The sequence below is a fragment of the Amycolatopsis sp. NPDC114478 genome (assembly GCF_055633805.1).
Genome location: NZ_JBVKDO010000001.1, coordinates 166,600 through 192,515, shown reverse-complemented (window position 1 = coordinate 192,515; position 25,916 = coordinate 166,600). Strand labels below are relative to the sequence as shown.

Sequence of the window (25,916 nt, the reverse complement as noted above, 5' to 3'; positions counted from 1 at the left end):
TTCTTTCGGTGGCTTCTCAGCCGTAGACGATGCGGCGCAGCTGGCGCTCGGACAGGTCGGGCGCGGCCACCAGGCGCCTCCGGAGCTCGGCGGCGATGAGCGGGAAGATCTCGGGGTTCTTCCGGCCCTCGGCCTGCAGCTCGGCGTGCCGGCGGCGGACGTAGGCCTCGGTGGGCGTCCGGTAGTAGGCGAGGACGTCGTCGACGACGCGGGCGGCGACCCCCGGCGGGAGACCGGTGGACGCGGCCACGCGCTCGACGATGTCGGTCTCTGCCACGTCGGCCATCATGCCCCGCTCGTGTCGCAGACTTCAAATTCTTGCCCGAAATCGGGCAAGCTTTAATAGTTGGACAGTCTTAGGGGTGGCGGCGAGGGTGGAGGTGTGCGTCAAGAAGACATCTGGGACGTCGAGACCGCCGACCGCTACGACACCCCGGGCCGCGGCGTGTTCGCGCCGGAGGTCGTGGACCCGGTCGTCGACCGGCTCGCCGCGCTGGCCGGCGGCGGGCGCGCGCTGGAGTTCGCGATCGGCACCGGCCGGGTGGCCGTCCCGCTCGCCGCGCGGGGCGTGCCCGTCGCGGGCATCGAGCTGTCCCGGCCGATGCTCGCCAAGCTCCGCGAGAAGGCGGCGATCCCGGTGGTCGTCGGCGACATGGCCACGGCGACGGCGCCGGGCGAGTTTTCGCTGGTCTACCTGGTCTACAACACGATCGGCAATCTGCTGACCCAGGACGAGCAGATCGCGTGCTTCCGCAACGCGGCCCGCCACCTGAGCCCGGGCGGCCGGTTCGTGATCGAGCTGGGCGTCCCGGAGCTGCGCCGGCTCCCGCCGGGCCAGGACGCGCTGGTGTTCACCGCCGAGTCGGGGTACTTCGGCGTGGACACGTACGACACGGTGCGCCAGCACCTGGTGTCGCACCACTTCTCGTTCGGCGAGGGGCGGCAGGCCCGGGTGAGCCGGTGCCCGCAGCGCTACATCTGGCCGGCGGAGCTGGACCTGATGGGCAGACTGGCCGGGTTCGAGCTGGAGTCCCGGCACGCGGACTGGACGGGGGCGGAGTTCACGACGCGGTCGCCATCGCACGTGTCGGTGTACCGGCTGCCGTCGCGCTGACCTCGACCAGCGGGAGCCGGACCGTCGGGTGCGGGATGACGCCGAGGTCGACGAGGGCCGCCTTGGCCGCCGTCGTTCCGGGGCCCGCGCGCATGATCGTCTCCACCAGCGGGATCAGCGAGTGGTTGATCGTTCGCGCCGACTCGAGGTCGCCGCGGCGGACCGCGGCGATCAGGGCCGCCGTGCGGTCCGCCGCCACGTTGCCCACCACGCTGACCACGCCCGCCGCGCCGGAGGCGAGGTACGGCAGGTTCAGCTCGTCGATGCCGCAGTAGTACGCCAGTCCCGTGCTCGCCATCACCGTCATCGCCTCGAACAGGTCGCCCTTCGCGTCCTTGACCGCCCGGATCCGCGGGTGCGCGGCGAGTTCGGCCAGCGTCGCCGGCGTCATCGCGATGCCGGCCCGCGCCGGGACGTCGTAGAGCATCACCGGCAGCTCGGTCGCGTCGGCCACCGCGAGGCAGTGCGCCACCACGCCGGCCTGCGTCGGCCGGGAGTAGTACGGGCAGACGAGCAGGAGCCCGTCCGCGCCGGCCGCCTCGGCGTCGCGGGCCCGGCGGACGCTCGCGGCCGTGTCGTACGTGCCGACGCCGGCGATCACCCGCGCCCGGCCGGCGACCCGGGCCACCACGCTCCGGACCAGCCCGGCGGCTTCGGGTTCGGTCAGGGTGGGGGACTCGCCGGTCGTCCCGCCCACCACGAGCCCGTCGCAGCCGGTGGCGAGCAGGTGGTCGACGAGGCTCGCGAGGCCGGGTTCGCTGAGCGCCCCGCCGGGCTGCATGGGGGTCACCATCGCGACGAGGTTGGCGCCGAAGTCGGTCATGACGTCGACCATGCCCGGCGCGACTGGTGTGGTCCAGCGATGCTTTTTTGCCGATACCCCGTAATCTGGCTTGATGATCGAAGTGGGCGCGCTGCGAGCGCTGCGGTCGGTGGCCGCGCTCGGGACGCTGGCTCGCGCGGCCGACGAGCTGGGGTTCACGGCGTCCGCGGTGTCGCAGCAGATCAAGCGCCTCGAACGGCAGGTCGGCGTGCCGGTGCTGGCACCCGCGGGCCGCGGCGTGGTGCTGACCCCGGCCGGTCAGGCGATCGTCGACTCGGCGCCCGAGGTGTTCCAGGCGCTCGAGCGCTGCGCCGAAGCGGCCCAGTCGGTCTCGGAAGGCGCGCCACGCGGGACGCTGCGGGTGGTCGCGTTCTCGACCGCGATCCGCGGCCTGCTCGCCCCGGTGCTGGCGGACTTGCCGGCACGCTGTCCGGACCTGCGCGTGCACATCACCGAGCAGGACCCGGACGAGGCGCTGCACAGCGTCGACGCGGGAACGGCCGACCTCGCCCTCGTCCACGACGCCGACGGGCTGCCGGCCCCGCTGCCCCCGTCGTTGACGCAGCGGCCGGTGCACACCGACGTCGGCGACGTGGTGCTGAGCCGCACGCACCCGCTGGCGTCGGCCACCGAACCGCTCGGCCGCCTCGACCTCGCGGGCCACGCCTGGGTGACCAGCCCGCCGGGAACCGTGTGCCACCAATGGTTCCGCCGCTTGTTCGCGGACGCGCCGGAGGAGCCGGACGTGCGGCACCTGGTCGACGACTTCGCGACGCAGCTGGCGCTGGTCGCCTCCGGCGAGGTGATCGCGTTGATCCCGCGCCTGGCCCGCCCCTGGGGGCCGGCCTGGTGGCCCGCCCGTTGCGGCGGCAGCCGAAGCGGGAGGTCCACGCGGCGTGGCGGCGAAGTGCCGACGCCAGCCCCGCGATCCGGGCATTGCTCACCGAACTGGCCTGACCGGTCGTGAGTGCGCAACGGTGTTGCGTACTCACGACCGTCCGGGACTAGGTGCGGTAGCGGAACAGGATGCGGCCCCGGGCGAGGTCGTACGGGCTCAGCTCCACCAGGACCCGGTCGAACGGCAGGATCTTGATGTAGTTCTTCCGGATCTTCCCGCTGATGTGGGCCAGGACGTGGTGCCCGTTCGGCAGTTCCACCTTGAAGGTGGCGTTGCGCAGGCACTCGATCACGGTGCCCTCGACTTCGATGCCGCCCTTATTCGCCATGGCGCACCAGCTCCAGGGTGCTGCTCGCCCGCCGGGCGCCGACGCTCTCGAACAGCGCCGTCGCCGCCGGGTTGGCTTCGTCCACTTCGGCCGACGCCGTCGGGATTCCCGCCGCGTGCAACGAGTCCAGTACTCCGGTCAGCAGCGCCCGGGCGATGCCGCGGCGCTGCCGGTCCGCGCGGACGGCGATCAGGCCGATCCGCGGCAGCCGCGTCACCTGGACCACCCGGACCAGGCCGACGTACTCGTCGCCCTCGGCCGCGGCCGCGTAGAGCGCCGGGTCGACGATGGTGTCCCCGGCCGTCCGAGGCAGGACCTCGGCCGGCATCTCCTGCCAGCCGACGCTCGCTTCGACCTCGGCCCGGACCACGCGGTCCAGCGCGCGCAGCGGGCCTTCCGAAGCCGAGCCGCGGGGCACGATCGTCACGCCGGGCGGTGGGGCGGTGGTCCGCTGCGCGGTGGGCACCAGGCATTCCCACTCGCGCCGGCGGAGCGTGAAGCCGGCTCGCTCCCACCCCGCCGTCAGGTCGGTGTGGACTTCGTCGACGACCGTGTACAGGGGAGCGGGCAGGTCCGCGAGCATCGCGTCGGCGAGCTGGTCGAAGACCGAGCGGTGCCAGGAGTCGATGCTGAGGAAGGTCCGCCCGTCGGGCCGGGTGGTGGCTTCGCCGCGGCCGACCACGACGTCGTCCTCCAGCGCGTGCCAATGCCGCGCCGCGACGCGCGTGATCACGACCGCGGGTTCACCCGCGATGAAATGCGTGGTTTGCATGGGTTCGTACCTCTCGGGAGTGCTCGAAGCGCTCCCGGCGACCCCTACGTCAGTCGCCCGACCGTGACGACGAGGGGAGCACCCACATCGAAACAGCGTTCATGGGGCTCACCTCCCGGCGTCGAGTCACGGTCTCCGGCACGATAGCGACCCGGCGCCCCCGCGCCCAACTCATTTACCGGCGGTGCGTCGGGCCCGCAGCCAGAGAGCGATCCGCGCCGGGAACAGCAGCAACAGCAGCACGTAGTAGCCGAGGCTGGGCTTGATCAGCGCCACCACGACCGCGAGCGCGAACACGACCGCGCTCAGCACGTGGTTCCACCACGTCTCGTCCGACACGGGCTCGGCGTCCCCGCGGATCTGCGGGTCGCGCCGGATGATGAACACCATCGTCGTGTGGCACAGGCTGCTGGCCAGCAACGTCCCGAGGTAGAACACCACGGTGAAGCGCTCGGACTGGTAGGCGCCGATCAGTTCGCTGGGGAAGGGCACCACCACGATCGTCAGCAGCCAGGCGAAGTTGGCGCGCACGAGCGCGGTGCTGTAGCTGCGCACGTGCTCGAAGATGCCGTGGTGAACGGACCAGAACCGGCCGATGACGGCGAAGCTCAGCACGAAGCTGAAGATCTTCGACCAGTTCTCGGTGACGGCGTCCGTCGCGGGCTTGTGCTCCGCGACCAGCTCCGGCACCAGATCCGCGAGCGGCAGGATCAGCAAGGTCAGGGCGATCGCGACCACGGCGTCGGTGAAGAACACCAGCCGCTCGGACGACTTCTTCTGTTCCACGCGGCCATCCAACACCACGGTCGCGGGGGTCACCGCCGCGGCAGCACCAGCAGCGCGTCGCCGACCGGGCGTTCGCCCGTCGCGTCCGACGGGGAGCTGACCAGCTTGCCGTCGATCGCCATCGCCGTCGAGCCGCCGCCGTCGAGGTTGATCGCCGTCACCGCGCCGAGCCGCGCCATCAGCTTCGCGCCCTCGATCAGGGAAAGCCCTTCGGCGAAGCCCGGTTGACGCCCGTCGGCGGTGACGATCAGCAGCCGCCCCTGCCGGTCGAGGCCGACCATCGTGCGCGGGTTGCGCTTGACGCCCCAGCCGTACACGAACGACGGGTCACCGGGGTGCACGATGCCGTCCGATGCCGCGTCCACCGCGATCCGGCCGTCGCGGACCAGCCACGGGCCGCCGTTGACCACGCCGGCCGGGTGGACCGGGCGGAAGCCCTCGAAGACGCGCGTCGCGACCGGCAGCCGCGTGCCGGGCCGCGCGTGCCCGGTCAGCCACGTCGCCGCCGCGCCGATGCCCTGCACGGTGTGGCCGCCGGCCGGCACGCCACCGCCGGCGGGACGCACAGCCGTGACGACGTCGTGGGCGTCCAGGACGGCTTCGACGCCATCGCCGGTGGGGGTCGGCGTGCCGAGCTGCGGAGTGAACAGCACGAGTTCGTCCGCGTGGGTGCAGGTCGTGTCGTGCAGCGGCCGGTCCGTCGGGACGTCGCCGGGCTCGCCGCAGTTGCGGATCAGGCCGGGTTTGCGGTTGACGCCGTTGACCTCGCGGCCGCCGACGGTGAGCGCGGTGCGCGGGACGCCGATCGACGGCCGGTCGCCGAGCAGCAGCGCGGGCCGCCCGGTGGTGGCTTCGCTCTGCAGGAGGCCTTGGTAGACACCGATGCCGGCGGGTTCGCCGGGGATGCCGTCGCGCGGGTCGATGACGAAGAAGCCGCCGTTGGTCCCGACGAGCGCGCCCGCGGCGGCCGCCAGCGCCGACGTCGTGCGCCGGCCCGCGACCGACTCGCCGTGCGACGCGACGACGTCGCCGCGGAACCGCCGCGGATCGACGACGGCGACCCGGACGCGTTGCGGCCCTTGGGCTTCCGGCCCGTCCTGGCCGGTCCACTCGACGGCGCCGGAGAAGCCGTTCGCGGTCAGGGCGCTCGCGGTGGCGGCGGCCTGCGCGCGGTCGGCGAAGGAGCCGACCCGCACGCGCCAGCCGAGGGCGCCGCGCGGGGTGTCGACGAAGGCGGGCCAGTCGACCTCTTCGGCGCGCGCGGCGAAACCCTTGCCGCGCAAGGAGGTCACGAGTGTTTCGGCGTGCTCGCGGCTGCCGAGCACGGACGCCGGCGCGTCCGGATCGGGGCTCGACCCGCCGGGCACCTGCGCGGTGACGGTCCAGGAGTTGTGGCCCGTGCCGTCGCCGGTGACCGTCGTGGAGACGGTCAGCCCCGGCGCGAGCACGTCCCCGGCGGCCGAGGCCGGCGAGCTCAGCGCCAGGGTCAGCGCGGCGGACAGGGTCAGGGCGAGCGGCGTCCTCGTCTTCACGCGGTGCAAGCTACCCCGCCGGGGTGGACCGCGCGTGGGTTCCGGTTGAACTCCCGGGGGCACGGCGCGACCGCCGTACCCCCGGGAAGGCTCACGACGAGCGCACGTTCCGCTGGGCCTCCTGCGCCCGGTCGGTGACGTCGCCCGTGGCCGAGCGCGCTTCTTCCTTCACCGTCGACGCGCTGTCGGCGGCTTCGGACTTCACCGACTCGACCGCCTGCTGCGCCGGCTCGCGCAGGGTGTCCCGGAGCTCTTCCGCCGCGTGCTGGGCGACCGGGGCCAGCTGCTCGCGCGCCAGGTCCGTCGCCTGGCCGGCCAGCTTGCGCTCCGGCTCGCTCGCCGGCAGCAGCGACGACACCAGCCAGCCGGCGCCGAAGGCGATCAGGCCGGCCGCCAGCGGGTTGCCCTGCGTGCCGCGGCGGATCTGCCGCGGGGCGTTGGACACCGCGTCGGCCGCGGAACTCACTTTGTCCTGCGCGGTCGAGGCAACCGAGCCGGCCTGGTCGCCGACGGCCGACGCGTGGTGGTCGGCGGCGCCCATGACGCGGTCCTTGGCGTTGCCGAACGCCGTCCGCACCCGGCCGACCCGGCGCTCGACGATGCGGCCGGGGCTCACCTTCTCGGTCAGCGCGTTGACGTCGGTGCTCAGGTTCCGTTGCGTGCCTTCGATTTCCCGGCGGATCCGGTCCGGTTCGGTCATGGTCGTTCGCCTTTCAGTGCGTCCGGGACCTGCTGCAGGGTTTCGACGGTCCGTTCGGGTTTCGGGTTGACGCGGCGGAACTCGCCGCGCCCGGTGGTGTAGAGGACCGCGCCGGCGATCGCCCACACCGCGGCCACGATCAGCGCGGCCCAGCCCCCGTCCATGACGTTCTCGAGGGCTTGCCACAGCGCGACGGACAGGAACAGCAGCACCATGTAGCCGGCGAACCCGGCGCCGCCGACCAGGCCGGCGCCCTTGGCCGCCTTGGTGGCCTCGGCCTTCGTCTCGGCCTTGGCCAGTTCCACCTCCTGCCGCACGAGGGTGGAGAGGTCCTTCATGACGTTGGACATCAGCTCGCCGACCGAGCTGTCGGCGACATCGGGGTGGGGGCCGGGTGGCTGAGTCATCACGGCACCTGCCCGGGCGCGGCGGGGCGGCTGGGCTGCGGCAGGGGTGGGTACCCGCCCGGCTGAGGCGCGGCGAAACCGCCGGGCGTGGTCGGCGGCGCGTCCAGCTCACCGGGGTCGGGCTGGGATGCCTCGGCCGCGCCGGAGCCAGGCGCGGTGGGGCCGCCCGGGCCGGGCTGGGATGCGGTGTGGCCACCAGAACCGGGCTGGGGTGCGGTGAGGCCACCCGGGCCGGGCTGCGGCGCGCCGAAGCCATCAGGACCGACCGGGCCGCCCGGCTGCGGTGCGCTGTACCCGCCCGGGGCGACCGGCGGCGGGTATCCCGTGCCGCCCGGCCCCGGAGCCGGCGGCACCGGCGGGACCCCGGCCGGGCCGGGGTGCTGCGGCGGGGTGGCCGCGGCCGCCTGGCCGTTCGGGGTGCTTTCCCGCTGCTGCTGGGCGACGACGCCCCGGGTGAGCCGCCCGACGAGGGCGCCGGCCACCGCCGCGCCGACCAGGAAGGTCCCGGGACGGCGGCGGGCGAAACGCCGTACTTCGTCGAGCAGGTCGCCGGGTTCGCGGTGCTCCAGCCAGTCCGCGACCGACCGCGTCCGGTCCGAAACCTGCCGCGCGACGTCGGCGGCGACGCCGGGGGAGTCGGTCTGTTCGGCCATCCGGTCCAGCTGGCCCGCCAGCTGGTGGAGGCTCTGCGCTGCCTTCCGCTGGCCGTCCCGCGCCTGGGATTCGAGCTGCGCGCGGCCTTCGCGAAGCAGGTCACGCGCTTCCCGCTGGGCGTGCTCGGCGACGTGTTTCGCCTCGTGGGCGGCGGTTTGCGCGACCTCACCCCCGCGGTCGGCGGCCGTGGTGGCCACCTCGCGTGCCTCGTCCTTCGCGGTGTCCGTCGTCGACGGCGGTGACTGGCCGCCGGGTCCCTGTGTCATCTCGACCTCCTTGCGGGAGAGGCACTTCCGGTGCCCTCGGCTTCGTAGAGCCGCGGGCTACCCGGGCGCTGCCCGCGTAAACGGGCACGCGTGTCCGCCGCGAAGGTGGGTAGCCCGCTCGCGGAGGCGGTGGGTGTGCCGGACGCCGGTGCGTCGAGAGGGTTCCGGGGGTCAGCCGCCGACGTGGATGCCCGGGCGGCGGGCGGGGTCCTTCTCCGCGCTGCGGATGATCTCCCGGACCACCGGGGCCGTGTCGCCGCGGCCCAGGATCAAGTAGCGGAACAAGTGCCCGAGCGGGTTGCCCTCCGCCCACTCGAAGTGGCACTGCGGCCGGACGCCGGTGACGTCGCGCAGGGCCAGCAGGATCGCCGCGATCGCGTTCGGCGCCGCGGGGCTGTCCGCGCGCAGGATCCGGTAGCCGTCGACGTCGACGCCGCGCACCTTCAACACGTTGCTGAACTCCGACGGGTCCACGACGTCGATCTCGAGGAACAGGACGTCGGCGGCGCCGGGAACCGGGTTCATCGACCGCTGTTCGGCTTCCTTGGCCGAGTACTCCGCTTCGTCGCCGCCCTGCCGCTTGTTGGCGATGATGTGCAGCGCGCCGTCGTTGGCGAGCGAATCCTCGATGAACCGGCGGGCTTCCTCGTCGAACTCGATGCGCTCGGCCCGCAGCTCCGTCGTCCGCGAGACCCGCGAAACCAGTGAGACGACGATGATGCCGAGGATGAACAGCGCCGAGATGGCGATGCCGTCCGGCTTCTCGATGACGTTCTCGACGAGCGCGTACACCAGGACGAGCGTCAGGACGCCGAACCCGATCGCCGCGCCGCGCTGGTGCCGCCGGACCGCCGAGATGCTGACCGCGACCGATCCCGACACCATCATCGCCAGGATGCCGGTGGCGTACGCCCCGGCCTGCGCGTTGACGTCGGCGCCGAACGCGACCGTGATGAGGATGCTGATCACCGTGTAGACGATCACCACCGGCCGCACCGCGCGGCCCCACTCCGGCGCCATGCCGTAGGACGGCAGGTACCGCGGGACGATGTTGATCAGCCCGGCCATCGCCGACGCGCCGGCGAACCACAGGATCAGGACGCTGCTGATGTCGTAGGCGGTGCCGAAGATCTCGCCCAGCTCGTGGTGAGCGAGGTAGGCCATGGCCCGGCCGTTGGCCTCGCCGCCTTCCTTGAACGCGTCCGCCGGGATCAGCACGGTCGTGACGAAGCTGGTCGCGATCAGGAACACCGACATGATCAGCGCGGCCGCGGTCAGCAGCTTGCGCGTGTTGCGGATCCGCGACTCCAGCTTTTCTTCCGGCGTCTTCCCGCTCGCGGCGACCAGCGGCATCATGCTGACGCCGGTTTCGAACCCGGAGAGGCCCAGCACCAGCAGCGGGAACGCGATCACGGCCGGCCCGACGATGCCGCCGAACCCGCCGCCGCCCGCGGTGAGCGCGTCCGTCCAGCGGGACAGCGCCGCGGAGTCGCCGAGCAGGTCGAGCACGCCGGCGACCGTCACCACGGCGTTGAGCACCAGGAAGACCGCGACGAGCGGGATGGCGACGCCGACCGCCTCGCTGAAGCCCAGCAGGAACACCCCGCCGAGGATCAGCAGCAGCACGACGGTGATGAGGACGGCGTGACCGTGCAGGAAGCCCGGCAGGTACGGGTTTTCCAGCATGTGCACGGTGGCGTCCGCCGACGACAGCGTGATGGTGATGATCCACGACGTCGCGACGAAGCCGAGGAGCGTGAGGACGAACAGCTTCCCGCGCCAGAACGGCAGCAGGTCCTCCAGCATCGCCACCGAGCCTTGGCCGTGCGGGCTTTCGCGGGCGACCCGGCGGTACATCGGCAGCATGCCGAGCAGCGTCAGCGCGACGATCAGCAAGGTCGCCAGCGGCGAAAGCGCCCCGGCGGCGAGCGCGGCGATGCCGGGCAGGTAGGAGAGGGTGGAGAAGTAGTCGACGCCGGTCAGGCACATGACCTTCCACCAGGACTGCGGGGTGCCGTGGTCCTCGCCGCCCTGCCGGCCGACGGGTGCCACCCGGTGCTCCAGCAGCCACCGCGCCAGCCCGGAGGCCGGCGGCTTCGGAGGCACCGGGCTGTCGACCCTCGCCGGCATGGTCACCTCGGGTGAAGCACCCATCCTCGTCCCCTCATCGCCTGGACAACTCCGGGCACAAGAATGCCCGACGCGCGCCGGGCGGGCCGCGCAGGCCGGGTAGCGGGTGTCGATCACCGCTTTGACCCCGGTACGCGCGGCCGGTCACCGGGAAAGGAGCGCCACGGCGTCGCCGAGCGTCGCCGGACGGGCCGCGCGTCCGGTGTGGCGGGGCCAGCCCGGCCCGGCCAGGACGACCAAGGGCACCCGCAGCCGGCGCGGGGGCACCACCACCCGGCTCGCCCACAGCACCACGGCCGCCGGGTGCGTCCGGGCCACCGCGTCCCGCAGCGCCGGGTCCGGAATGGACGCGCCGAGGAACACTGCCGCGCGGCCCTGTTCGGCCAAGGCCGCGCGCAAGGCTTCCAGCGGAAGCGTGTGCCGATCCCCGTCGGCGCAGGCGAGCAGCACCGGCGGGGAAGCGCTGCCGGGCGTGGGGATGCGGTGCAGCGCCGCGGCGACGGCCCACGCCAGCCCGTGCACCAGGTCGATGCGCCGGTCGTGGCCGCCCAGGGCGTGCATCGCGGGCCGGCACAGGTGGTCCCACGTGCCGACGACGTCGTGGCCGCCCAGGTGGGCGTCCAGCAGCGCGGTCGCGGTGTCGATCTTCAGCTGCCGGATCGCGGTCAGCAGCGTCTCGACGTCGGTGCCGCCGGCGTGGAACGCCCGCGCGGCCGCGGACTCCGCGCCGAGCCCCTGGTCGATCAGGTACTTCATGCGGAGCAGGGCGTCGACGTCGGCCCGGCCGTACCTGCGGTGGCTGCCCGTCTGGGGCGTGGTGAGCCGCAGGTCGTACCGGCGGTGCCACGCGCGCAGCGTCGACGGCGGCAGGTCGAGCATGCGCGCGACCGCCCCCGCCGTCCAGGTGACGGTGGGGGCGGTCGCCGGGGGATCCGTCAAGGACCCGGCCGCTCAGGACCCGGGCCGCTGCACATCGCCGCGCCACGCGCCGGTTTCGCGGCCGCCGCGCTCCTCGATGAAGGTCTTGAAGCGACCCAAGTCACTCTTGACCCGGCGGTCGAGGACGCCGAGCTTGTCCGCCACGTTCTCGACGAAGCCCTCGGGGTCGATGTCGAGCTGCGCGGTGACCCGCGTGTGCCGGTCGTCGAGGCGGTGGAACGTCACCACGCCGGCGTGGTTCGGGCCGGTGTCCGACTTCCAGGCGACGCGCTCGTCGGGGTGCTGCTCGGTGATCGTCGCGTCGAACTCGCGCGTCTGGCCGCCGACACTGATCTTCCAGTGCGTGTGCGTGTCGTCGAGCTGCCTGATCTCGTCGACGCCTTCCATGAAGTGCGGGAAGGACTCGAACTGGGTCCACTGGTTGTACGCCGTGCTGACATCGGTTTCGACGTCGACGGTCTCGGTCACGGTGCTCATCGTGGGCGTCTCCTTCCTCTTCTGCGGTCCAGCCCCGGTTACCCCGCGAATCGATGACAAAACGATGCGGGCCGCTTAAAGTCGGGCACCGGCGGAAGGGAGACGCGGTGACCGAGGAGCGGACGCTGACCGTGCGGGTGCGCACGACGCCCGAGGCCGTCGTCGTCGCGGCCGCGGGTGACCTGGATCTCGCCACCGCGCCGGTGTTGCGCGCCCGGGCCGGCGCCGTGCTGGCCGACGGGCCGGGGGCGCTCATCGTCGACCTGGACGGGATCGGGTTCTGCGGGTCGGCGGGCCTGCAGGTGCTGGCCGAGCTCGCGGCCCGGACGTCGGAGGACGGCGTGCCGCTCGCGGTGGTCGCCGACCGGTACCCGGTGCTGCGCGCGGTGCGGCTGAGCCGGCTGGACGAGGCGTTCGCCGTGCACGCGACCGTCGACGACGCCCGCGCGTGGATCCGCGACCGGCGGTGACTCCACAGTGGACGTCCACTGTGTACAGCGTGGAATCAGGCTGCCGCGCGCGGGATCCGGGCGCTGCTCGTGACGGCGGCGAGCACGGCGTCCGCGTCGAGGGCCGGGTCCCAGAGCGCGCAGCCGACGACGTGGGCGAGCCGGCGCCGCCGGTGCGGCCCGGAGTCGGTGAGGGCGACGTCGGTGGGGCGGCCGTTCTTGACCGCGTGCACCGCGCGGGTGACGAGCACCGCTTCCTGACGGGTGGTGCCGAGTTCTTCGGCGGCGGCGAAGATCCGCTCCGCCGCGGCCTGGACGGGATCGGTCATGCGCTTCCTCGAAAGCCCCTTCGCGGCGGACCGGGCGGAGCCGGTCCGCCGCGGCCGGGTGCGTCAGGCGTTGAGCTGCTTCCGGTCGGACTCCTCGCCGGCGATCTCGATGCGGCGCGGCTTCGCCTTTTCGGCGACCGGGATGCGCAGGGTCAGGACGCCGGCCTCGTAGTCGGCCTTGATGTGGTCGGCGTCGAGGGTGTCGCCGAGGAAGAGCTGGCGCGAGAAGACGCCGAGGGGACGCTCGGAGACCTGCATCTGGACGTCGTCGCCGCCGGGGAGGGGCCGCCGTTCGGCCTTGACGGTCAGGACGTTGCGCTCGATGTCGAGCTCGATGGCGTCCTTCGTGACGCCGGGCAGGTCGAAGCAGACGACGAACTCGTCGCCGGAGCGGTAGGCGTCCATCGGCATCGCGGCCGGCTTGGACCAGGTGCCGGGGCTGCCGAAGACCTGCTGGGCGAAGCGGTCGAGCTCGCGGAACGGGTCGGTGCGCATCAACATCGTTCTCCTCCTGTTCGACATCGGGGTGTCAACACGCACTACCGTTTTAACATGTCGTCCGAACGATGACAAGAGGCAAGTCGTCTATGTGATGACGTCAGCCGGGCAGGTCGATCTCCGTGTGCCGTTCGGCGAGGGTCCGGGCCAGCTCGGCCAGCTTGACGTTCAGGTCCTGGGAGGTGCGCCGCAGGACGTCGAACGCCTCATCGGCCGAGCCGCCGCGGCGGGCCATGATGATGCCCTTGGCCTGGCCGATCACGTCCCGGCTGTCGATCGCCTTGCGCAGGTTCGCGGCCTGCAGCTCGCCGCGCGTGACGGCGTCGGTGGCCGCCAGGGCCAGCGATGCGTGCGTGGCCAGCAGCAGGAGGACGTCGCGGTCGGCCTCGTCCAGGCCGGCCGCGGAACGCGAGTACACGTTGAGCGCGCCGATGGACCGGCCGGTGGGCGCGCCGGGGATGAGCGCGGTCGAGACGACGGCCCGCACGCCGAGCTCCGCGGCGGCGGGCGCCCACCGCGGCCAGCGGGGCTCGTCGGCGAGGTCGGGTGCGATCGCGACGGCGGGTCCGGCGGGCTCGGCCGCCTCGACGCACGGCCCTTCCCGGAACCGGTACTGCAGCAGGTCGAGCTCGATGGCGACCTCGCCGGTCTCCGCGGGCGTGTGGAACTGCCCGTCGGGACCGATCAGCGTGAAGCTGGCGAGGTCGGCGGAGGGGACCATCAGCGTGGTGGCCTCGAGGACGCGCTGGAGAACGTCCTCGACGCTGGGGGCGGTCAGCAGCCGGGCGGTCAGCCGGGCGAACTCGCCCGCGAGCGGACCGGGCCGGGTTTCGCCGGCGACGAAGGTTTCCTTGTCGCGCTGCCACTCCTGCTCAGAGGTCATGGTGCTCCGTCGCGTCGGCGAGCGTCCGGTGCAGGGGCAGCGCGCCCTCGAGCCCCAGGGCCTTGATGGGCCGCAGCACCGCCCGGCCCTCGGCGACGACGGCCACCGGGATCCCGGCCGCGCGGGCCGCCGACACCGAGTCCAGGATGACGCCCAGCCCGCGGGCCGAGCAGAAGGCCAGCCCGGTCAGGTCGATGACCAGGGCTCTCGGTGCCAGATCGAGCTCTTCGCCCAGCAACGACGCCAGGCGGCCGGTCCGCGCCAGGTCCAGTTCGCCCGTGACGGCCACGACCGTGCGCTCGGCCGTCGTCGTGATCGCCGTCCGGGACGGCAACCCCGCCAGCAGGGCGATGCCCGGACGGGTGATGGTGTCGTGCATGGCGTCCTCACCTCGATGAGGCGGGCCCGGCCCGCCGGTCCCGGCCGGCGCGGGATCGCGCGGGCCCATGGGGTTCCAGGAGGCGGCTGCTGTGCTCAACCGCAGCGACGACGACACTACCCCGCGCGGCACCCCGGAGTCACGAGCCGCGCGCCGGTACCGTGAGCCGCGTGGCTGACGACACCTGGGCCGCGTTGGCCGGCCAATTCGCCGACGACGCCTACGCGTCGGTGAAGGGCCGGGTGCGCACCTACGTCCTGCACCGCCAGCTGCTGGAGCACCTCCCGCCCCCGCCGGCCACGGTCCTCGACGTCGGCGGCGGCGCCGGCCACCAGTGCTTCCCGCTGGCCGAGGCCGGGTACGCCGTCACGCTCCTGGACCCGTCCCCGGCGATGCTGGCCAAGGCGCGGCAACGGCCGGGTGCCGAGCGCGTGGCGTTCATCGAGTCCGACGGCGAGCACGCCGAGGAGGCCGTCGGCGGCCGGCGCTTCGACGCCGTCCTGTGCCACGGCGTCCTCGGGTACCTCGAGCGGCCGGAGCCGGTGGTCGACCGGCTGTGCCGCCTCGCCGCTCCCGGGGGCGTGGTCTCGATCATGACGGGCAACGCCCACGCGATGGCGGTCCGGCCGGCGCTGGAGCAGCGGTGGGAGGACGCGCTGGCGGCGTTCGACACCCGGAGCGAGATCGGCGTGCTGGGCGTTCCGACGCGAGCGGACACCGTCGAGGAGCTGAGCGGGCTGCTCCGGGCCCGGGGCGTGGAACCCGTGCGGTGGTACGGGGTCTGGCTGTTCGTCGACTGGCTCGGGTTCGCCGGCGCCGAGGTGGACCCGGCTGATGCCGAACGGGTCGCGGCCGTCGAGCTCGAGGCCGGCCGGCGCGATCCCTACCGCGGGCTCAGCCGCGTCTTTCACCTCGTGGGGCGCAAAGCCTGAGCGGCGAGCGACAGCAGTTCGTCCAGCACTTCGGTCGCGATGTCGGCCAGTGACCCTTCCTCCCGCAGCCACCGGGTGAACGCGATCCCGAACACGGTGGCGCCCGACTCCGCCGCCAGCGTGGCCGCGACGTCGTCGACGCCCCGGGCGCGCAGGGCGGCGGCGACCGTCGTGGCCAGGGTCGTCAGCTTGTGGTGCTCCCGTTCCTGCAGCGCGGGGTTGCGGTCGATCACCGACTGCCGCGTGCGGGAGTGCGGGCGGCGCTCGTCCGGGAAGAAGGTCGCCGCCGACCGCAGCGCGCGGGCGACGAGCTCGAACGGCGACGCGTCCGGCGGGGCGGCGTCGATGCCGTCGAGGAACGCCTGGGCCAGCAGTTCCTGCCCCTGGAAGAGCACCTCGCGCTTGTCGCTGAAGTGCCGGAAGAAGGTGCGTTCGGTGAGGCCGACGGACTGCGCGATCTCCGCGGCGGTCGTCTGCTCGTACCCGCGGGTGGCGAACAGCTCGAGCGCGGCCTTCTGCAGCCGTTCCGCGGTTCCGGGTTCCCAGCGCACCATGGTTCGATTCTAGGTGATGACAGCGGCTGACATGGAGGCGTAGGGTGGCGATGTCAGCGACTGACATTGTCACCCTCTCTCGAAGGAGTTCACGCCATGCGCGTTTTCGTCACCGGAGCCTCCGGCTGGATCGGTTCCGCCGTCGTCGACGAGCTGCTCGCCACCGGCCACGAGGTCAGCGGGCTGGCCCGCTCGGCCGCGTCCGCCGCGAAGCTCGAAGCGAAGGGCGTCGACGTTCGCCGCGGCGACCTCGACGACCTGGCCGGCATCCGCGCCGGCGCCGAGGCGGCCGACGCCGTCATCCACCTGGCGAACAAGCACGACTTCGCCAACCCCGCGGTGTCGAACGCGGCCGAGCGCGCCGCCGTCGAGACCCTCGGCGACGCGCTTTCCGGCAGCGGCCGTCCGCTGCTGCTGGCGTCCGGGGTCGCCGGCATCCGGCAGGGCCACCCGGTGACCGAGGCCGACGCGTCCCCGTTCCACGGCCCGGACTCCCCGCGCGGCGGCGCGGAGAACCTGGCGCTGGAGTACGCCGACCGTGGGGTGCGGCCGGTGAGCCTGCGGTTCTCCCCGACGGTGCACGGCACCGGCGACCACGGGTTCATCGCGATCCTGTCGGCGATCGCCCGCGAGAAGGGCGTGTCGGCCTACCCGGGCGACGGCACGAACCGCTGGGCCGCGGTCCACGTGAAGGACGCGGCACGCATGGTCGTGCTCGGTCTGGAGAAGGCCCCCGCGGGGACGCGGCTGCACGCGGTGGCCGAGGAGGGCGTGCCGACGAAGGAGATCGCGGAGGCGATCGGCCGGGCGTTCGACCTGCCGGTGGCCTCGGTGGCCCCGGACGACGTGGCGGCGCACTACGGCTGGATCGGCGGGTTCTTCGCGATGGACCTGGCGGCGACGAGCGCGGCGACGCAGGAACTGCTGGGCTGGGTGCCGGACGGGCCCACGCTGATCGAGGACCTCGACACGGGCGCGTACTCGGGCTAGGCCCCGCGGTTGACGGCGCTGATCCGGTCCTGGAGCTGCTGCCGCGTGGGCGAAAGCGCGTCCCGGGGGGCCGGCTCCGGTGGCTCGGTCGCCTCGCCCGCCGGGCCCGTCACCGGGTAGACCTTCTTCTCGCCCGGCAGCGGCACCCCCGGGCAGATCGTCGCCGCCGGGCGGGGGGCGCCCAGGAACCAGCCGCTCACCAGAGCGTCCACACAGGAGTTGCCGCTGACCGCGTACTGGCCGTGGAACGGCGAATCCGCCACCGACACCATCGGGACGCCGGCCGCCCGGGCCGCGGCCTCGGCCTGCTCGTAGCCCGTCTGCGGGTCGAACTCGCCCTGCACCACCAGCACGTTCTTCGCCGCCTCCGCCGGTAGCGTCGGCAGCTGGTGGCGGGGGAGGTCGGACCAGTACCCGCACGGCTCGCTCAGCCCGTACGCCCAGCCGAACAACGGGTACGCCGGGCCCTGCAGGTCGCTCAGCAGCTTGTACCAGGTCGCCGCGCGGGTCGGCTGGTCGCCGCACGCCACGGCCAGGCGGGTGCCGCCCACGTCCGCGTAGTCGGGCTCGGGCGGCGCCACGTCCGCCGCCGTCAGCCGGGCCGCCGGCACGCCGAACTCCGCGCGGGAGACGCGGTCGAGGTCTGCGGCCAGCGCGGCCGGCGGGGCCGGGTCGGTGCCGTCCAGGGCCGCCACGCCCTTGGTCAGGACCAGCGCGCCGACCAGCCACTGCTTGGTGCTGCCGTTGCCGACGAAGACGTGGTCGAAGATGTCCGGGGAGACGCCCTGGTCGCGGAAGTAGCCGCGCACCCGCTCCCAGGTCTTCTCGACCTCGGCGACGGACTTGCCGAGCTGGTCCGGGAACCGCCGGGCCAGCCACGGCGCGTAGACGCGGTCGAACTGGCGCTGGTCGATCTTCGGGAACGCCTCGAACGCGGCCTGCAGCCGGCCCTCGAAGTTGACGCTGGAGTCGAGCACGACCCGGCCGGCGTGCTCCGGGAACAGTGACGCGTACTTCGCGCCGAGCCACGTGCCGTAGGAGTAGCCGAGGTAGTTCAGCTTCTCGTGGCCGAGCAGCGCGCGGATCAGGTTCATGTCGTGCGTGGTCTGCCACGTCGTGACGAACGGCGCGAGCGCGTCGCTCTGGCAGGCCTCGGCCACCGCGCGCGGCGTCCGCTGGTGGGCCGCGATGCTGGCGGCCGAGCGGTCGCGCGCGTCGAGGTCGTCCTCGGCGGGCAGCCGCCCGGTCGGCACCCGGCAGACGAACCCCGCGTCGTCGCCGCCCTCCTGGCCGGTGCCGCGCGGGTCCATGCCGACGAAGTCGTAGTGCTCGTTGACCGCCGGTTCCAGGCCGGCCAGCGCGCCGGCGAGCGAGGTGCCCTGGCCGCCGGGGCCGCCCGGGTTGACCAGGATCGCGCCGCGCCGCTCGCCGGTCGCGGCGGCGCGGCTGACCGACACCTTCAGGTCGGTCCCGGGCGACGGCGCGGACCAGTCCCGCGGCACGGTGATCCGCGCGCACCGGGCCTTGCCGGCCTTGAACGGGCAGCTGCCCCAGTCGACCTTCTGCGTCAGGTAGGGCGCGAGCGGATCGGGCGTCGTCGCCGCGGCCGGCGCCGTCGCCGCCACCAGGATCGAGACGGCGACCGCCAGCCCCGCTTTGGACGTCCGCACCGCAGCTTTCCTTCCTCGCTCCCGGTAACCCGGGAACACCCAAGCACGGCGGGACGGGCGCGGGCAGCCCGGAGACCACCGACGGCACCGCGGATTCCCTCTATCCGGTGATCAGCTCGGCGGCTCGGGCTCCGCGGCGTCCTCGTCGACGTCCTGGTGCTCGGGCTCGTCGCGATCGGTCTCCGGGACGGGGACGTCGAGGTCGAGCTCGGGCGTCCCGGGCGGGCGCGGCGCGTCGGGCGTGATGGGTCCGTTCTCGGCTTCGGTCATGGGACCCGGTTACCCGGGAACCGCCGGGCCAAGCGACCCCGTCACGAGCAGAACGCGGTGTCCACTGCGGACAGGACGGCCTTCGCCGCCTTCTCGGGGTCGCCGAAGGTGCCCGGCAGCGCGGTCACGGCCAGGCCGACCGACCGGCCGTCCTCGGTGGCGCCGCCGCGGGTCTCGTAGCCGTCGATGTCGCCGCCGTGGCCCCAGTAGACACCGCCGCAGCTGAGCGGGACGCGGAAGAGGCCGAGGCCGTACCGCCAGCCCGGGAACAGCGGCGCGTCGACCGTCTTGCGCATCTCGGTGAGCTGCGCGGGCGGCAGCAGCTTGCCCTCGAGCAGCGCCCGGTCGACCCGCGCGAGGTCGCTCGGCGCCGAGATCAGCTGGCCGGCCGCCCCGCCCCACGACGGGTCCATCTCGGTCGCGTCGACGACCTTCGTGCCCGTGCTGTTCGCCAGCGCGTAGCCGTGCGGGTGCGGCCCCTGGATCGTCTGGTCGCCGGGCTGCGGCCAGTACGTGTCGCGCAGGCCCGCCTTCTCGATCACGCGGTGGGTGATCTGCTCCTGCACCGGTCGCCCGGTCACGCGCTCGATCAGCAGGCCGGCCAGCAGGTAGTTGGTGTTGCTGTACTCCCACTTCGTGCCGGGCGCGAACTCCGCCGGGTGGGCCAGCGCCGCGGCGAGCAGGTCGTGGGGCTGGAAGAACTTGTGCTGCACGTCTTCGAAGTTCTCGACGCCGATGTAGGCGGTGTAGTTCGGCAGCCCGCTGGTGTGCTGCAGCAGCTGCCGGACGGTGATGGCGTGGCCGTCGATGCCCTCGCCGCGCACCAGCCCGGGCAGGTACTTCTCGATCGGCGCGTCCAGCTCGACCTGGCCTTCGGCCACCAGCTGCAGGACGACGACCGCGGTGAACGTCTTCGTGTTGCTGCCCGCCCGGACCCGGCCGTCGCGCGGCACGGGCACCCGCCGGTCCAGCCGGGCGGACCCGGCGACCAGCGACGTCGAACCGCCGCGGTCGCCCACCCAGGCCAGGGCGGCGGGGAACTTCTCCTGGCTCACCAGTGCGTTGAGGCTGTCCTGCACCGGAGACTTCGTGTCCGCGGCGGCTGCCGCCGTGGTGACGGTGCCCAGCAGGCCCGCCACGGTCAAGATCGCCACACCCTTGCGCATCGTTTCTCCTCCATGTCCGGATCGATAGCGGAAATGCTGCTCGAACCGGGCGCGAAGATCAGTAGCGCGGGCTACCGGATCGGGGGTAGCGCTGGCGCTACCGCGCGGAAAAAGGCGTTGCCGAACGGATCTTGGCCGTGGCACGGTCGCGCCCGTGAGCACGACTATGCGCGCGGCGGTCTGCGTCGGAGCCGGTGGCCCGGAGGTGCTGGAGATCCGCGAGGTACCGGTGCCGGCGGTGCGGGACGGCTGGAGCCTCGTCCGGGTGCTGGGCGCGGGCCTGAACCGGTCGGAGCTGCGGACCCGGCAGGGGCATTCGCCGAACGTACGGTTCCCGCGCGTGCTCGGGATCGAATGCGTGGGTGTCGTGGCCGAGTCGACCGATCCGGCGCTGCCGGAGGGCACGACCGTCGCGGCCGTGATGGGCGGGATGGGGCGGGAGTTCGACGGCGGTTACGCGGAATACGCGTTGCTGCCCAACGCTTTGCTGATGCCGCTCACGACGGCGTTGCCGTGGGACGTCCTGGCCGCGCTGCCCGAGACGTACCTGACCGCCCAGGGCGCCTTGGACGCGCTGGGCATCGGCCGGACGCGGCTGCTGATCCGCGGCGGGACGTCGTCGGTCGGGCTGGCGGCGGCGTCGATCGCGGCGGGCCACGGCGCCGAGATCGCGGCGACGACCCGGCGCCCGGACAAGGCGGCCGCGCTGACCGCGGCCGGCGTCGCCCACGTCCTCATCGACGACGGCGGCCCGCTGGCGCTGCCGTGGCCCGACGGCCCCGACCACGTGCTGGACCTGGTCGGCGCCCGCACGGCGGTGGACTCGCTGAAGCTGGTCCGCCGCGGCGGCGTGGTCTGCGTGGCGGGCTCCCTGAGCGGCTGGTCGATCGCGGACTTCCAGCCGGTGGCGATGATCCCGTCCGGCACCCGCCTGACGGCCTTCCACAGCGACGACATGAAGGGCCGCGCGGACGTGCTGCAGCGGATCGTGGGCGAAGTGGAGGCGGGGGTCTACCGGCCGAACGTCGACCGCGTCTTCGGGCTGGAGGAGATCGTCGAGGCCCACCGGTACATGGAAGACGACCAGGCGAGCGGGAAGCTGGTCGTGGTGCCCTAGCCGCTGTCCGGTAAGCGGGTGGCCAGGTCACGGAACTGTTTGAGCCGGTCGAAGCAGCGTTCGACCACGCTGCGCTGCCGGTAGACCGTGGGATCGAAGGTCGGTGGGTCGCCCGCCGCGGGAGCCCTTGGCTGCCCGGCGGGTCCTGGCCCGAGACGGCCGACGCTGACGCCGTCCAGCAGCGGAACCACTTGCGGGTTGTGTCCCGCCTAGCCCGGCGTGAGCAGGAACCGCATCGGCACCTGACGGTGATCCCGTCAACTCACCGCGGCCAACCACGTCCGCGATCCAACCGAACCGCAGCTGGATCACTTACAGGATACGCCCTAGCCGCCGGGGACCTCGACCGGGGCCCACAGGCTCGGGAGGTCGACCACGATGCCCTCCTGGCTGCTGCGCGCGATGATCACCACCGCCTCTTCGTCGCCGTCGGCGAAGACGAACACCGGGTGGCCGGACTTGACGTAGATCGCCGTCTCGGCTTCGCCGTGGTGGTGGTCGCCCGAGTTCGTGACCGGCGCGACGTGCGTCTCGCCCATCCGGACCTTCTGCGAACCCACCGTCTTGCCGGCCTCCTCTCAGAGGTCGAGCACCAGGCGGGGGGAACAGGATCGCGAGACGCAGATCATCATGACGTCCCCGGCCCGCTGTTCCGCCGCCGTCAGCACCGAGTCGCGGTGGTCGGGCTCGCCGCCGAGGACGCCCGTCTCGCAGGTGCCGCACGTGCCTTCCCGGCACGACGACAGCACCATCGCGCCCGACTCCTCGACGACCTCCAGGATCGACCGGTCCGCGGGGACCGCCAGCACCCGGCCGGACCCGGCCAGCTCGACCTCGAACGCCGTGCGCGCGCCGTCGTCGGCCTTCGGGGTGAACCGCTCGACGTGCAGCGCGTCCTCGGGCCACCCCGCGCAGTGCGCTTCCACGGCGGCCAGCAGCGGTTCCGGCCCGCAGCAGTACACCGCCGTGTCCGGCTGGGGCTCGGCCAGCAGGCCCGGCAGGTCGAGCAGCCCGTGCTCGTCCTGCGGCCGGAGCGTCACACGGCCCTCGTGCCGGCTCAGCTCGCCGGTGAAGGCCATCGACGAACGCGTGCGGCCGCCGTAGACGAGCTGCCACTCGCGGCCCGTCCCGGCGACCCGCTCGAGCATCGGCAGGATCGGCGTGATGCCGATGCCGCCCGCGAGGAACAGGTAGCGCTTGGCGTCGACGAGCGCGAAGTGGTTGCGCGGACCCTCGACGGAAACCCGTTGCCCGGCAACGAGTTCGTCGTGCACGTACGCCGAGCCGCCGCGGCCGTCGGGCTCCCGCAGGACCGCGACCTGGTACGCCGGCGTGTCCTCCGGCCGTCCGCACAGCGAGTACTGCCGGACGCCGCCCGGGAGCAGGAGATCGACGTGCGCCCCCGGTTCCCAGGCCGGCAGCGGCTCGCCGCCGGGCGCCCGGAGCGTCAGGCGGACGACCCCGTCGGCGATCTTTTCCTTGTGGGACAACACCAGTTCGAGGGTCATGCGTCGTGTCCTTCGGGGTGCGCGAGGAGCCATTCCCAGAGCTGCACCGGGTCGTCGAACTCGCGCTCGGCCGAGCAGTGGCAGACCGCGCGCAGCCGGTCGGTGCCCAGGACCCAGTGGATGCGGTAGACGCGGTCGCCGGTGAGCATCGGCCGCGTCACGACGTGACCAGCCGCTGCAGCATCCGTCGCGCCGCGAGGCCGCCGGTGTCGATGTTGACCGACAGCTCCTGGTAGCCGTCCGGTTCGGCGGCGATCACCCGCTCCAGGACGTCGAGCGCTTCGACGTCCTGCAGGACCACCGTGCGGTTGTTCTCCGCGAGGAACGCCGACACGCCGTCGTCGTCGAGGGCGAAGTCCCGGGCCACCGCCCAGAAGTCGTGCGTCGAGTGCTCGGTCTCGGGCGTGATCGCGTAGACGACCTCGACGTGGAAGGCGTCCGGGTCGCTGCCGTCGGGGTTCGGCACGGACCCGACCGGCGCGATCCGGCTGTGCAGCTTGTAGAGGCACGGCGGGGTGTACTCGATGTCCTGCCAGCGCGTGATCCGGCCCTGCAGCCCGGTCGACTTGGCGTAGAACGGCGGGCACGCGGCGTCGGCCATGTGCCGGGAGACGTAGACGACGCCGGCCTCGTCGTCGACCTCGGTCGTGATCGGCGTCTCCGCGACCTCCGGGGTCCCGATGTAGCCGCCGTGCAGGTAGGTCTCGTGCGACAGGTCCAGCAGGTTGTCGACCAGCAGCGAGAACCGCGCCTTCAGCGGTTCCATGCCGGCGACCGTCGTGTAGCCGGGGGCGTCGAGGTAGGGCGCCCGCGGGATCTTCGCCGTGTCCGCCTTTTCCGGGTCGCCGATGAACACCCAGACGAAGGAATCCTGCTCCACCAAGGGGTAGTGCCGCAGCCGCGCGGTCCGCGGCACCCGCGCCTGGCCGGGGACGGCCACGCACTTGCCGTCGGCGCCGTAGGTGAAACCGTGGTAGCCGCAGACGACCTGGTCGTCGACGAGCCGGGAAGGGGCCTGCGACAACGGGAACCGCCGGTGCACGCAGCGGTCGGCCATCGCGGTGACGGCGCCGTCGCGGGTCCGCCAGAACAGGATCGGCTCGCCGCAGACGGTACGGCTGAACAGGTCCTGGCCGATTTCGCTGCCGTAGGCGGCGACGTACCACTGGTCGCGGGGGATCGCGCTCATCGGTTTCGTCCTTTCGTGGCGGGGTTCACAGCGTGCGGGAACGGCCCGGGGCCCACGAAGGGCGTTTCCATAAGACGGAAAAGGCTCAGCCGAGTGCGCGGGAGATCGCGCGGGCGCTGGTCATCACCAGCGGCGCCAGCGTGTGCGGGGCGGCGCTGCCGTACCGGACGACGAGCGACACGGCCGCGACGACCTGGCCCCGTCCGTCCTGGATCGGCGCGCCGACCGACAGCGCGTCGCTGGTGACCTGGCGGTCGCTGATGGAGAAACCGTGCGTGCGCACGTCGGCCAGCAGGTGCCGCAGCCGGTCCGGATCGGTGACGGTCTCCGGGGTGTACCGCTCGATCGGGCGGTGCAGGACGTCCTCCTGCACGTCGGCGGGCGCGTGGGCGAGCAGCACGAGCCCGACCCCGGTCGCGGTGAGCGCGAACCGCCCGCCGACGCGCGTCAGCACGGGCACGGCCCCGGTCCCGGCGATCCGTTCGATGTAGACGACCTCGGTGCCTTCGCGGACGGCGAGCTGGACGTTCTCGCGGGTGATCTGGGAGAGGTCTTCGAGGAACGGCAGGGCGCGTTCGCGCAGCCCGAGCCCCCGCGGCGCGAGCGCGCCCAGCTCCCACAGGCGCAGCCCGACGCGGTAGACGCCCGATTCGTCCCGCTCGAGCGCCCCCCATTCGCAGAACTCCCCGAGGACGCGGTGCGCGGTGGCGGCGGGCAGCCCGGCCCGCCGCGCGACCTCGGACAGGCGCAGGGCGGGCCGGTCGGGGGTGAAGGCCGCGAGCACCCGCAGCGCCCGCCCGAGCACAGGCCCGGTGGCTCCCGGAACCCGACCTCGACGCGGCATGACCACCGAGCATAGCTTCAGGTGAACAGGGCTTCGTCCCGCCACTGGTACGGCTTGACGACGGTTCCCGCGGCCAGCGCCTCGTGGAAAGCCCCGGTGGCGGTCACCTCGCCGGGCTTGGTGCGGGCGGCGATGGCCCCGCTGACCGTGGCGGTGGCGAAGGAGGTTCCCTTCCAGGTGGCGTAGCCGTGGAACTCCAGCACCTGCCCGTTGCGCAGCCGGACGTTGCCGGGCAGGTAGGTGCTGGTGAGCCCGTCCCCGAGGGCGGTGCAGGTGACCCACGGCAGGTCGGGGCTGTACGGCGCCCGCGTGCCGTTCGCCTGGGTGGCCCCGACCGCGACGACACCGGTGAGCGCCGCCGGCCAGGTCGGCGCGGTCCGCGTGAGCCCGTTGCGGAGTCCGGGGATCTCGCCGTGGTTGCCCGCCGCCGCGACGACCACCATGTGCGGGCTCAGCCGCTCGATCGCCCGCTGCACGGCCGCCGGGCAGCGCCCGTCCTCGTCCTGCGCCGCCCGCGTGCCCATCGCCAGGTTGAGGACGTCGATGCCGTCCTCGAGGAACTCGGCCAGCTTCTTGACGGTGGCCCACACCGAGGCCCGGCCTTCCGCGTTCAGGACGTCCCGCACCACCAGGGTCGCCGCCGGGGCCTGGGCCAGGATCATGCCCGCCACGAACGTGGCGTGCCCGTTCTCCCAGGGAGTTTCCCCGTCCGGGCCCGGAGCGTCGAACAGGGTGCCGGCGGCCGGTGTCTCGTAGCGGCCCTCGAGATCGGGGTGCCGGTAGAGCTTGGTGTCGAGGATCCCGACCCGGACACCGTGGCCGGCCGCCGGGCCGGCGCCCGGGGCCTCGGGGCGCTCCGCGGGCGAGGGGTCGAAGTCGGTCTGCGACCGGGTCTGCGGGTAGGCCCCGAACTGGTTGCTCAGCGTCCGGTTCTTGCCGAGCAACGGGACCCAGCCGCCGCACCGCGCGGCGAACCGGCGGCGCAGTTCGGCCAGCACCGGGTCGACGGCCATCTCGAAGCCGAGGTCCGGCTCGTACTCCAGCTTCAGCTTCGTCAGGTCGAAGGGCTCGACGTCGTCTTCGTCGGTGACGACGACACCCAGTTTCCGGAGCGCGTCCGTCACGAGTCCGCTCTCGCGGGAGTCGACGATCAGCTCGCCGGGTTCCACGTGTTCGGCAGCGTCGGGCTGGTAAGGGCCGTTTTCGGACACCGCGATCCCCTCCTCGATGTGGTGGCACCTCTTCAGACGCCCGCGGTCGCCGTCGTGACACGTGGTGGCGGTGGGCCGCGCCGCCGGGAATGCTGAAAGCC

Annotated in this window: 30 protein-coding genes and 2 pseudogenes; 6 read left to right on the top strand and 26 right to left on the bottom strand. The window is 73.1% G+C overall.

Annotated features, from left to right (window positions below; all coding sequences use genetic code 11):
* Positions 1-16 precede the first annotated feature (16 nt).
* Complete coding sequence (locus tag ACZ7OH_RS00960; RefSeq protein WP_470278985.1) at positions 17-289, bottom strand: hypothetical protein; 273 nt, start codon at positions 287-289, stop codon at positions 17-19.
* A 93-nt stretch (positions 290-382) separates the two neighbouring features.
* On the opposite strand from ACZ7OH_RS00960, the gene ACZ7OH_RS00955 reads away from it, so the two are divergent.
* Entirely contained in the window at positions 383-1,114 is a 732-nt protein-coding gene (locus tag ACZ7OH_RS00955) for a class I SAM-dependent DNA methyltransferase (protein WP_470278984.1), read from the top strand.
* On the opposite strand, the gene dapA is transcribed toward ACZ7OH_RS00955, so the two are convergent.
* Positions 1,062-1,937 (bottom strand): 4-hydroxy-tetrahydrodipicolinate synthase, encoded by an 876-nt coding sequence (gene dapA / locus ACZ7OH_RS00950; RefSeq protein ID WP_470278983.1) that lies wholly within the window; start codon positions 1,935-1,937, stop codon positions 1,062-1,064. The two genes, ACZ7OH_RS00955 and dapA, sit on opposite strands and share 53 nt — an antisense overlap.
* Positions 1,938-2,010: 73 nt before the next feature.
* Here dapA and ACZ7OH_RS00945 point away from each other — a divergent pair.
* A pseudogene (locus ACZ7OH_RS00945) lies at positions 2,011-2,894 on the top strand (LysR family transcriptional regulator).
* 47 nt (positions 2,895-2,941) lie between these two features.
* On the opposite strand, the gene infA reads toward ACZ7OH_RS00945, so the two are convergent.
* From infA to ACZ7OH_RS00895, 10 genes are all read right to left on the bottom strand, one after another.
* On the bottom strand, positions 2,942-3,163 hold the full coding sequence (gene infA, locus ACZ7OH_RS00940; RefSeq protein WP_364462868.1) for a translation initiation factor IF-1: 222 nt from the start codon (positions 3,161-3,163) through the stop codon (positions 2,942-2,944).
* Positions 3,153-3,935 (bottom strand): GNAT family N-acetyltransferase, encoded by a 783-nt coding sequence (locus tag ACZ7OH_RS00935; protein ID WP_470278982.1) that lies wholly within the window; start codon positions 3,933-3,935, stop codon positions 3,153-3,155. The genes infA and ACZ7OH_RS00935 overlap by 11 nt, the downstream gene beginning before the upstream one ends.
* A 171-nt stretch (positions 3,936-4,106) precedes the next feature.
* Positions 4,107-4,721 carry a TMEM175 family protein gene (locus ACZ7OH_RS00930; protein ID WP_470278981.1) on the bottom strand — a complete coding sequence of 205 codons (615 nt, stop codon included), beginning with the start codon at positions 4,719-4,721 and terminating at the stop codon, positions 4,107-4,109.
* 29 nt (positions 4,722-4,750) lie between these two features.
* The gene (locus ACZ7OH_RS00925) at positions 4,751-6,253 is read right to left on the bottom strand and encodes a phosphodiester glycosidase family protein (RefSeq protein WP_470278980.1); all 1,503 of its coding nucleotides are present in this window, start codon (positions 6,251-6,253) and stop codon (positions 4,751-4,753) included.
* A 91-nt stretch (positions 6,254-6,344) separates the two neighbouring features.
* A complete protein-coding gene (locus ACZ7OH_RS00920) occupies positions 6,345-6,953 on the bottom strand; it encodes a DUF3618 domain-containing protein (protein ID WP_470278979.1) in 609 nt (202 codons plus the stop codon).
* Positions 6,950-7,360 carry a phage holin family protein gene (locus ACZ7OH_RS00915; protein WP_470278978.1) on the bottom strand — a complete coding sequence of 137 codons (411 nt, stop codon included), beginning with the start codon at positions 7,358-7,360 and terminating at the stop codon, positions 6,950-6,952. Before ACZ7OH_RS00915 ends, ACZ7OH_RS00920 begins: the two co-directional genes overlap by 4 nt.
* Positions 7,360-8,280 carry a hypothetical protein gene (locus ACZ7OH_RS00910; RefSeq protein ID WP_470278977.1) on the bottom strand — a complete coding sequence of 307 codons (921 nt, stop codon included), beginning with the start codon at positions 8,278-8,280 and terminating at the stop codon, positions 7,360-7,362. Before ACZ7OH_RS00910 ends, ACZ7OH_RS00915 begins: the two co-directional genes overlap by 1 nt.
* Before the next feature lie 171 nt (positions 8,281-8,451).
* Complete coding sequence (locus tag ACZ7OH_RS00905) at positions 8,452-10,434, bottom strand: APC family permease (protein WP_470278976.1); 1,983 nt, start codon at positions 10,432-10,434, stop codon at positions 8,452-8,454.
* Between the two features lie 120 nt (positions 10,435-10,554).
* Positions 10,555-11,349 carry a MerR family transcriptional regulator gene (locus ACZ7OH_RS00900; protein ID WP_470278975.1) on the bottom strand — a complete coding sequence of 265 codons (795 nt, stop codon included), beginning with the start codon at positions 11,347-11,349 and terminating at the stop codon, positions 10,555-10,557.
* A gap of 12 nt (positions 11,350-11,361) precedes the next feature.
* Positions 11,362-11,826, bottom strand: coding sequence for an SRPBCC family protein (locus ACZ7OH_RS00895; RefSeq protein ID WP_470278974.1), 465 nt, complete (start codon positions 11,824-11,826; stop codon positions 11,362-11,364).
* 107 nt (positions 11,827-11,933) lie between these two features.
* Between ACZ7OH_RS00895 and ACZ7OH_RS00890 the strand changes: the two genes are divergently transcribed.
* Positions 11,934-12,296 (top strand): STAS domain-containing protein, encoded by a 363-nt coding sequence (locus tag ACZ7OH_RS00890; protein WP_470278973.1) that lies wholly within the window; start codon positions 11,934-11,936, stop codon positions 12,294-12,296.
* 35 nt (positions 12,297-12,331) lie between these two features.
* On the opposite strand, the gene ACZ7OH_RS00885 is transcribed toward ACZ7OH_RS00890, so the two are convergent.
* The 4 genes from ACZ7OH_RS00885 to ACZ7OH_RS00870 form a co-directional block, all read right to left on the bottom strand.
* On the bottom strand, positions 12,332-12,604 hold the full coding sequence (locus ACZ7OH_RS00885; protein WP_470278972.1) for a hypothetical protein: 273 nt from the start codon (positions 12,602-12,604) through the stop codon (positions 12,332-12,334).
* A 63-nt stretch (positions 12,605-12,667) separates the two neighbouring features.
* Positions 12,668-13,105, bottom strand: coding sequence for an Hsp20/alpha crystallin family protein (locus ACZ7OH_RS00880; protein WP_470278971.1), 438 nt, complete (start codon positions 13,103-13,105; stop codon positions 12,668-12,670).
* A gap of 97 nt (positions 13,106-13,202) precedes the next feature.
* The gene (locus ACZ7OH_RS00875) at positions 13,203-13,985 is read right to left on the bottom strand and encodes a GAF and ANTAR domain-containing protein (RefSeq protein ID WP_470278970.1); all 783 of its coding nucleotides are present in this window, start codon (positions 13,983-13,985) and stop codon (positions 13,203-13,205) included.
* Entirely contained in the window at positions 13,975-14,364 is a 390-nt protein-coding gene (locus ACZ7OH_RS00870; RefSeq protein ID WP_470278969.1) for an STAS domain-containing protein, read from the bottom strand. Before ACZ7OH_RS00870 ends, ACZ7OH_RS00875 begins: the two co-directional genes overlap by 11 nt.
* 170 nt (positions 14,365-14,534) lie before the next feature.
* On the opposite strand from ACZ7OH_RS00870, the gene ACZ7OH_RS00865 reads away from it, so the two are divergent.
* Positions 14,535-15,296 carry a methyltransferase gene (locus ACZ7OH_RS00865; protein ID WP_470278968.1) on the top strand — a complete coding sequence of 254 codons (762 nt, stop codon included), beginning with the start codon at positions 14,535-14,537 and terminating at the stop codon, positions 15,294-15,296.
* On the opposite strand, the gene ACZ7OH_RS00860 is transcribed toward ACZ7OH_RS00865, so the two are convergent.
* Positions 15,272-15,850 carry a TetR/AcrR family transcriptional regulator gene (locus ACZ7OH_RS00860; RefSeq protein ID WP_470278967.1) on the bottom strand — a complete coding sequence of 193 codons (579 nt, stop codon included), beginning with the start codon at positions 15,848-15,850 and terminating at the stop codon, positions 15,272-15,274. The genes ACZ7OH_RS00865 and ACZ7OH_RS00860 overlap by 25 nt on opposite strands.
* 96 nt (positions 15,851-15,946) lie before the next feature.
* On the opposite strand from ACZ7OH_RS00860, the gene ACZ7OH_RS00855 reads away from it, so the two are divergent.
* Positions 15,947-16,840, top strand: coding sequence for an SDR family oxidoreductase (locus ACZ7OH_RS00855; protein ID WP_470278966.1), 894 nt, complete (start codon positions 15,947-15,949; stop codon positions 16,838-16,840).
* Here the strand turns inward: ACZ7OH_RS00855 and ACZ7OH_RS00850 are convergent.
* From ACZ7OH_RS00850 to ACZ7OH_RS00840, 3 genes are all read right to left on the bottom strand, one after another.
* Positions 16,837-18,510, bottom strand: a complete 1,674-nt coding sequence (locus ACZ7OH_RS00850; RefSeq protein WP_470278965.1) for an alpha/beta fold hydrolase — start codon at positions 18,508-18,510, stop codon at positions 16,837-16,839. The two genes, ACZ7OH_RS00855 and ACZ7OH_RS00850, sit on opposite strands and share 4 nt — an antisense overlap.
* A gap of 111 nt (positions 18,511-18,621) precedes the next feature.
* On the bottom strand, positions 18,622-18,780 hold the full coding sequence (locus ACZ7OH_RS00845; protein ID WP_400908760.1) for a hypothetical protein: 159 nt from the start codon (positions 18,778-18,780) through the stop codon (positions 18,622-18,624).
* A 41-nt stretch (positions 18,781-18,821) separates the two neighbouring features.
* Positions 18,822-19,946: a serine hydrolase domain-containing protein gene (locus tag ACZ7OH_RS00840; RefSeq protein ID WP_470278964.1), complete on the bottom strand. Its 1,125-nt coding sequence runs from the start codon at positions 19,944-19,946 to the stop codon at positions 18,822-18,824.
* Between the two features lie 154 nt (positions 19,947-20,100).
* Between ACZ7OH_RS00840 and ACZ7OH_RS00835 the strand changes: the two genes are divergently transcribed.
* The gene (locus ACZ7OH_RS00835; RefSeq protein ID WP_470278963.1) at positions 20,101-21,063 is read left to right on the top strand and encodes a zinc-binding dehydrogenase; all 963 of its coding nucleotides are present in this window, start codon (positions 20,101-20,103) and stop codon (positions 21,061-21,063) included.
* Positions 21,064-21,389: 326 nt separating this feature from the next.
* On the opposite strand, the pseudogene ACZ7OH_RS00830 reads toward ACZ7OH_RS00835, so the two are convergent.
* The 6 genes and pseudogenes from ACZ7OH_RS00830 to ACZ7OH_RS00805 all read right to left on the bottom strand — a co-directional run.
* A pseudogene (locus ACZ7OH_RS00830) lies at positions 21,390-21,635 on the bottom strand (cupin domain-containing protein); the annotation flags it as partial.
* Between the two features lie 6 nt (positions 21,636-21,641).
* Positions 21,642-22,571, bottom strand: a complete 930-nt coding sequence (locus ACZ7OH_RS00825) for a PDR/VanB family oxidoreductase (RefSeq protein ID WP_470278962.1) — start codon at positions 22,569-22,571, stop codon at positions 21,642-21,644.
* On the bottom strand, positions 22,568-22,732 hold the full coding sequence (locus ACZ7OH_RS00820; RefSeq protein WP_329056117.1) for a hypothetical protein: 165 nt from the start codon (positions 22,730-22,732) through the stop codon (positions 22,568-22,570). Before ACZ7OH_RS00820 ends, ACZ7OH_RS00825 begins: the two co-directional genes overlap by 4 nt.
* Positions 22,729-23,760, bottom strand: a complete 1,032-nt coding sequence (locus ACZ7OH_RS00815; protein ID WP_470278961.1) for a Rieske 2Fe-2S domain-containing protein — start codon at positions 23,758-23,760, stop codon at positions 22,729-22,731. The genes ACZ7OH_RS00820 and ACZ7OH_RS00815 overlap by 4 nt, the downstream gene beginning before the upstream one ends.
* A gap of 85 nt (positions 23,761-23,845) precedes the next feature.
* A complete protein-coding gene (locus tag ACZ7OH_RS00810; protein ID WP_470278960.1) occupies positions 23,846-24,604 on the bottom strand; it encodes an IclR family transcriptional regulator in 759 nt (252 codons plus the stop codon).
* 17 nt (positions 24,605-24,621) lie between these two features.
* Positions 24,622-25,815, bottom strand: a complete 1,194-nt coding sequence (locus ACZ7OH_RS00805) for a S8 family peptidase (protein ID WP_470278959.1) — start codon at positions 25,813-25,815, stop codon at positions 24,622-24,624.
* Positions 25,816-25,916 lie beyond the last annotated feature (101 nt).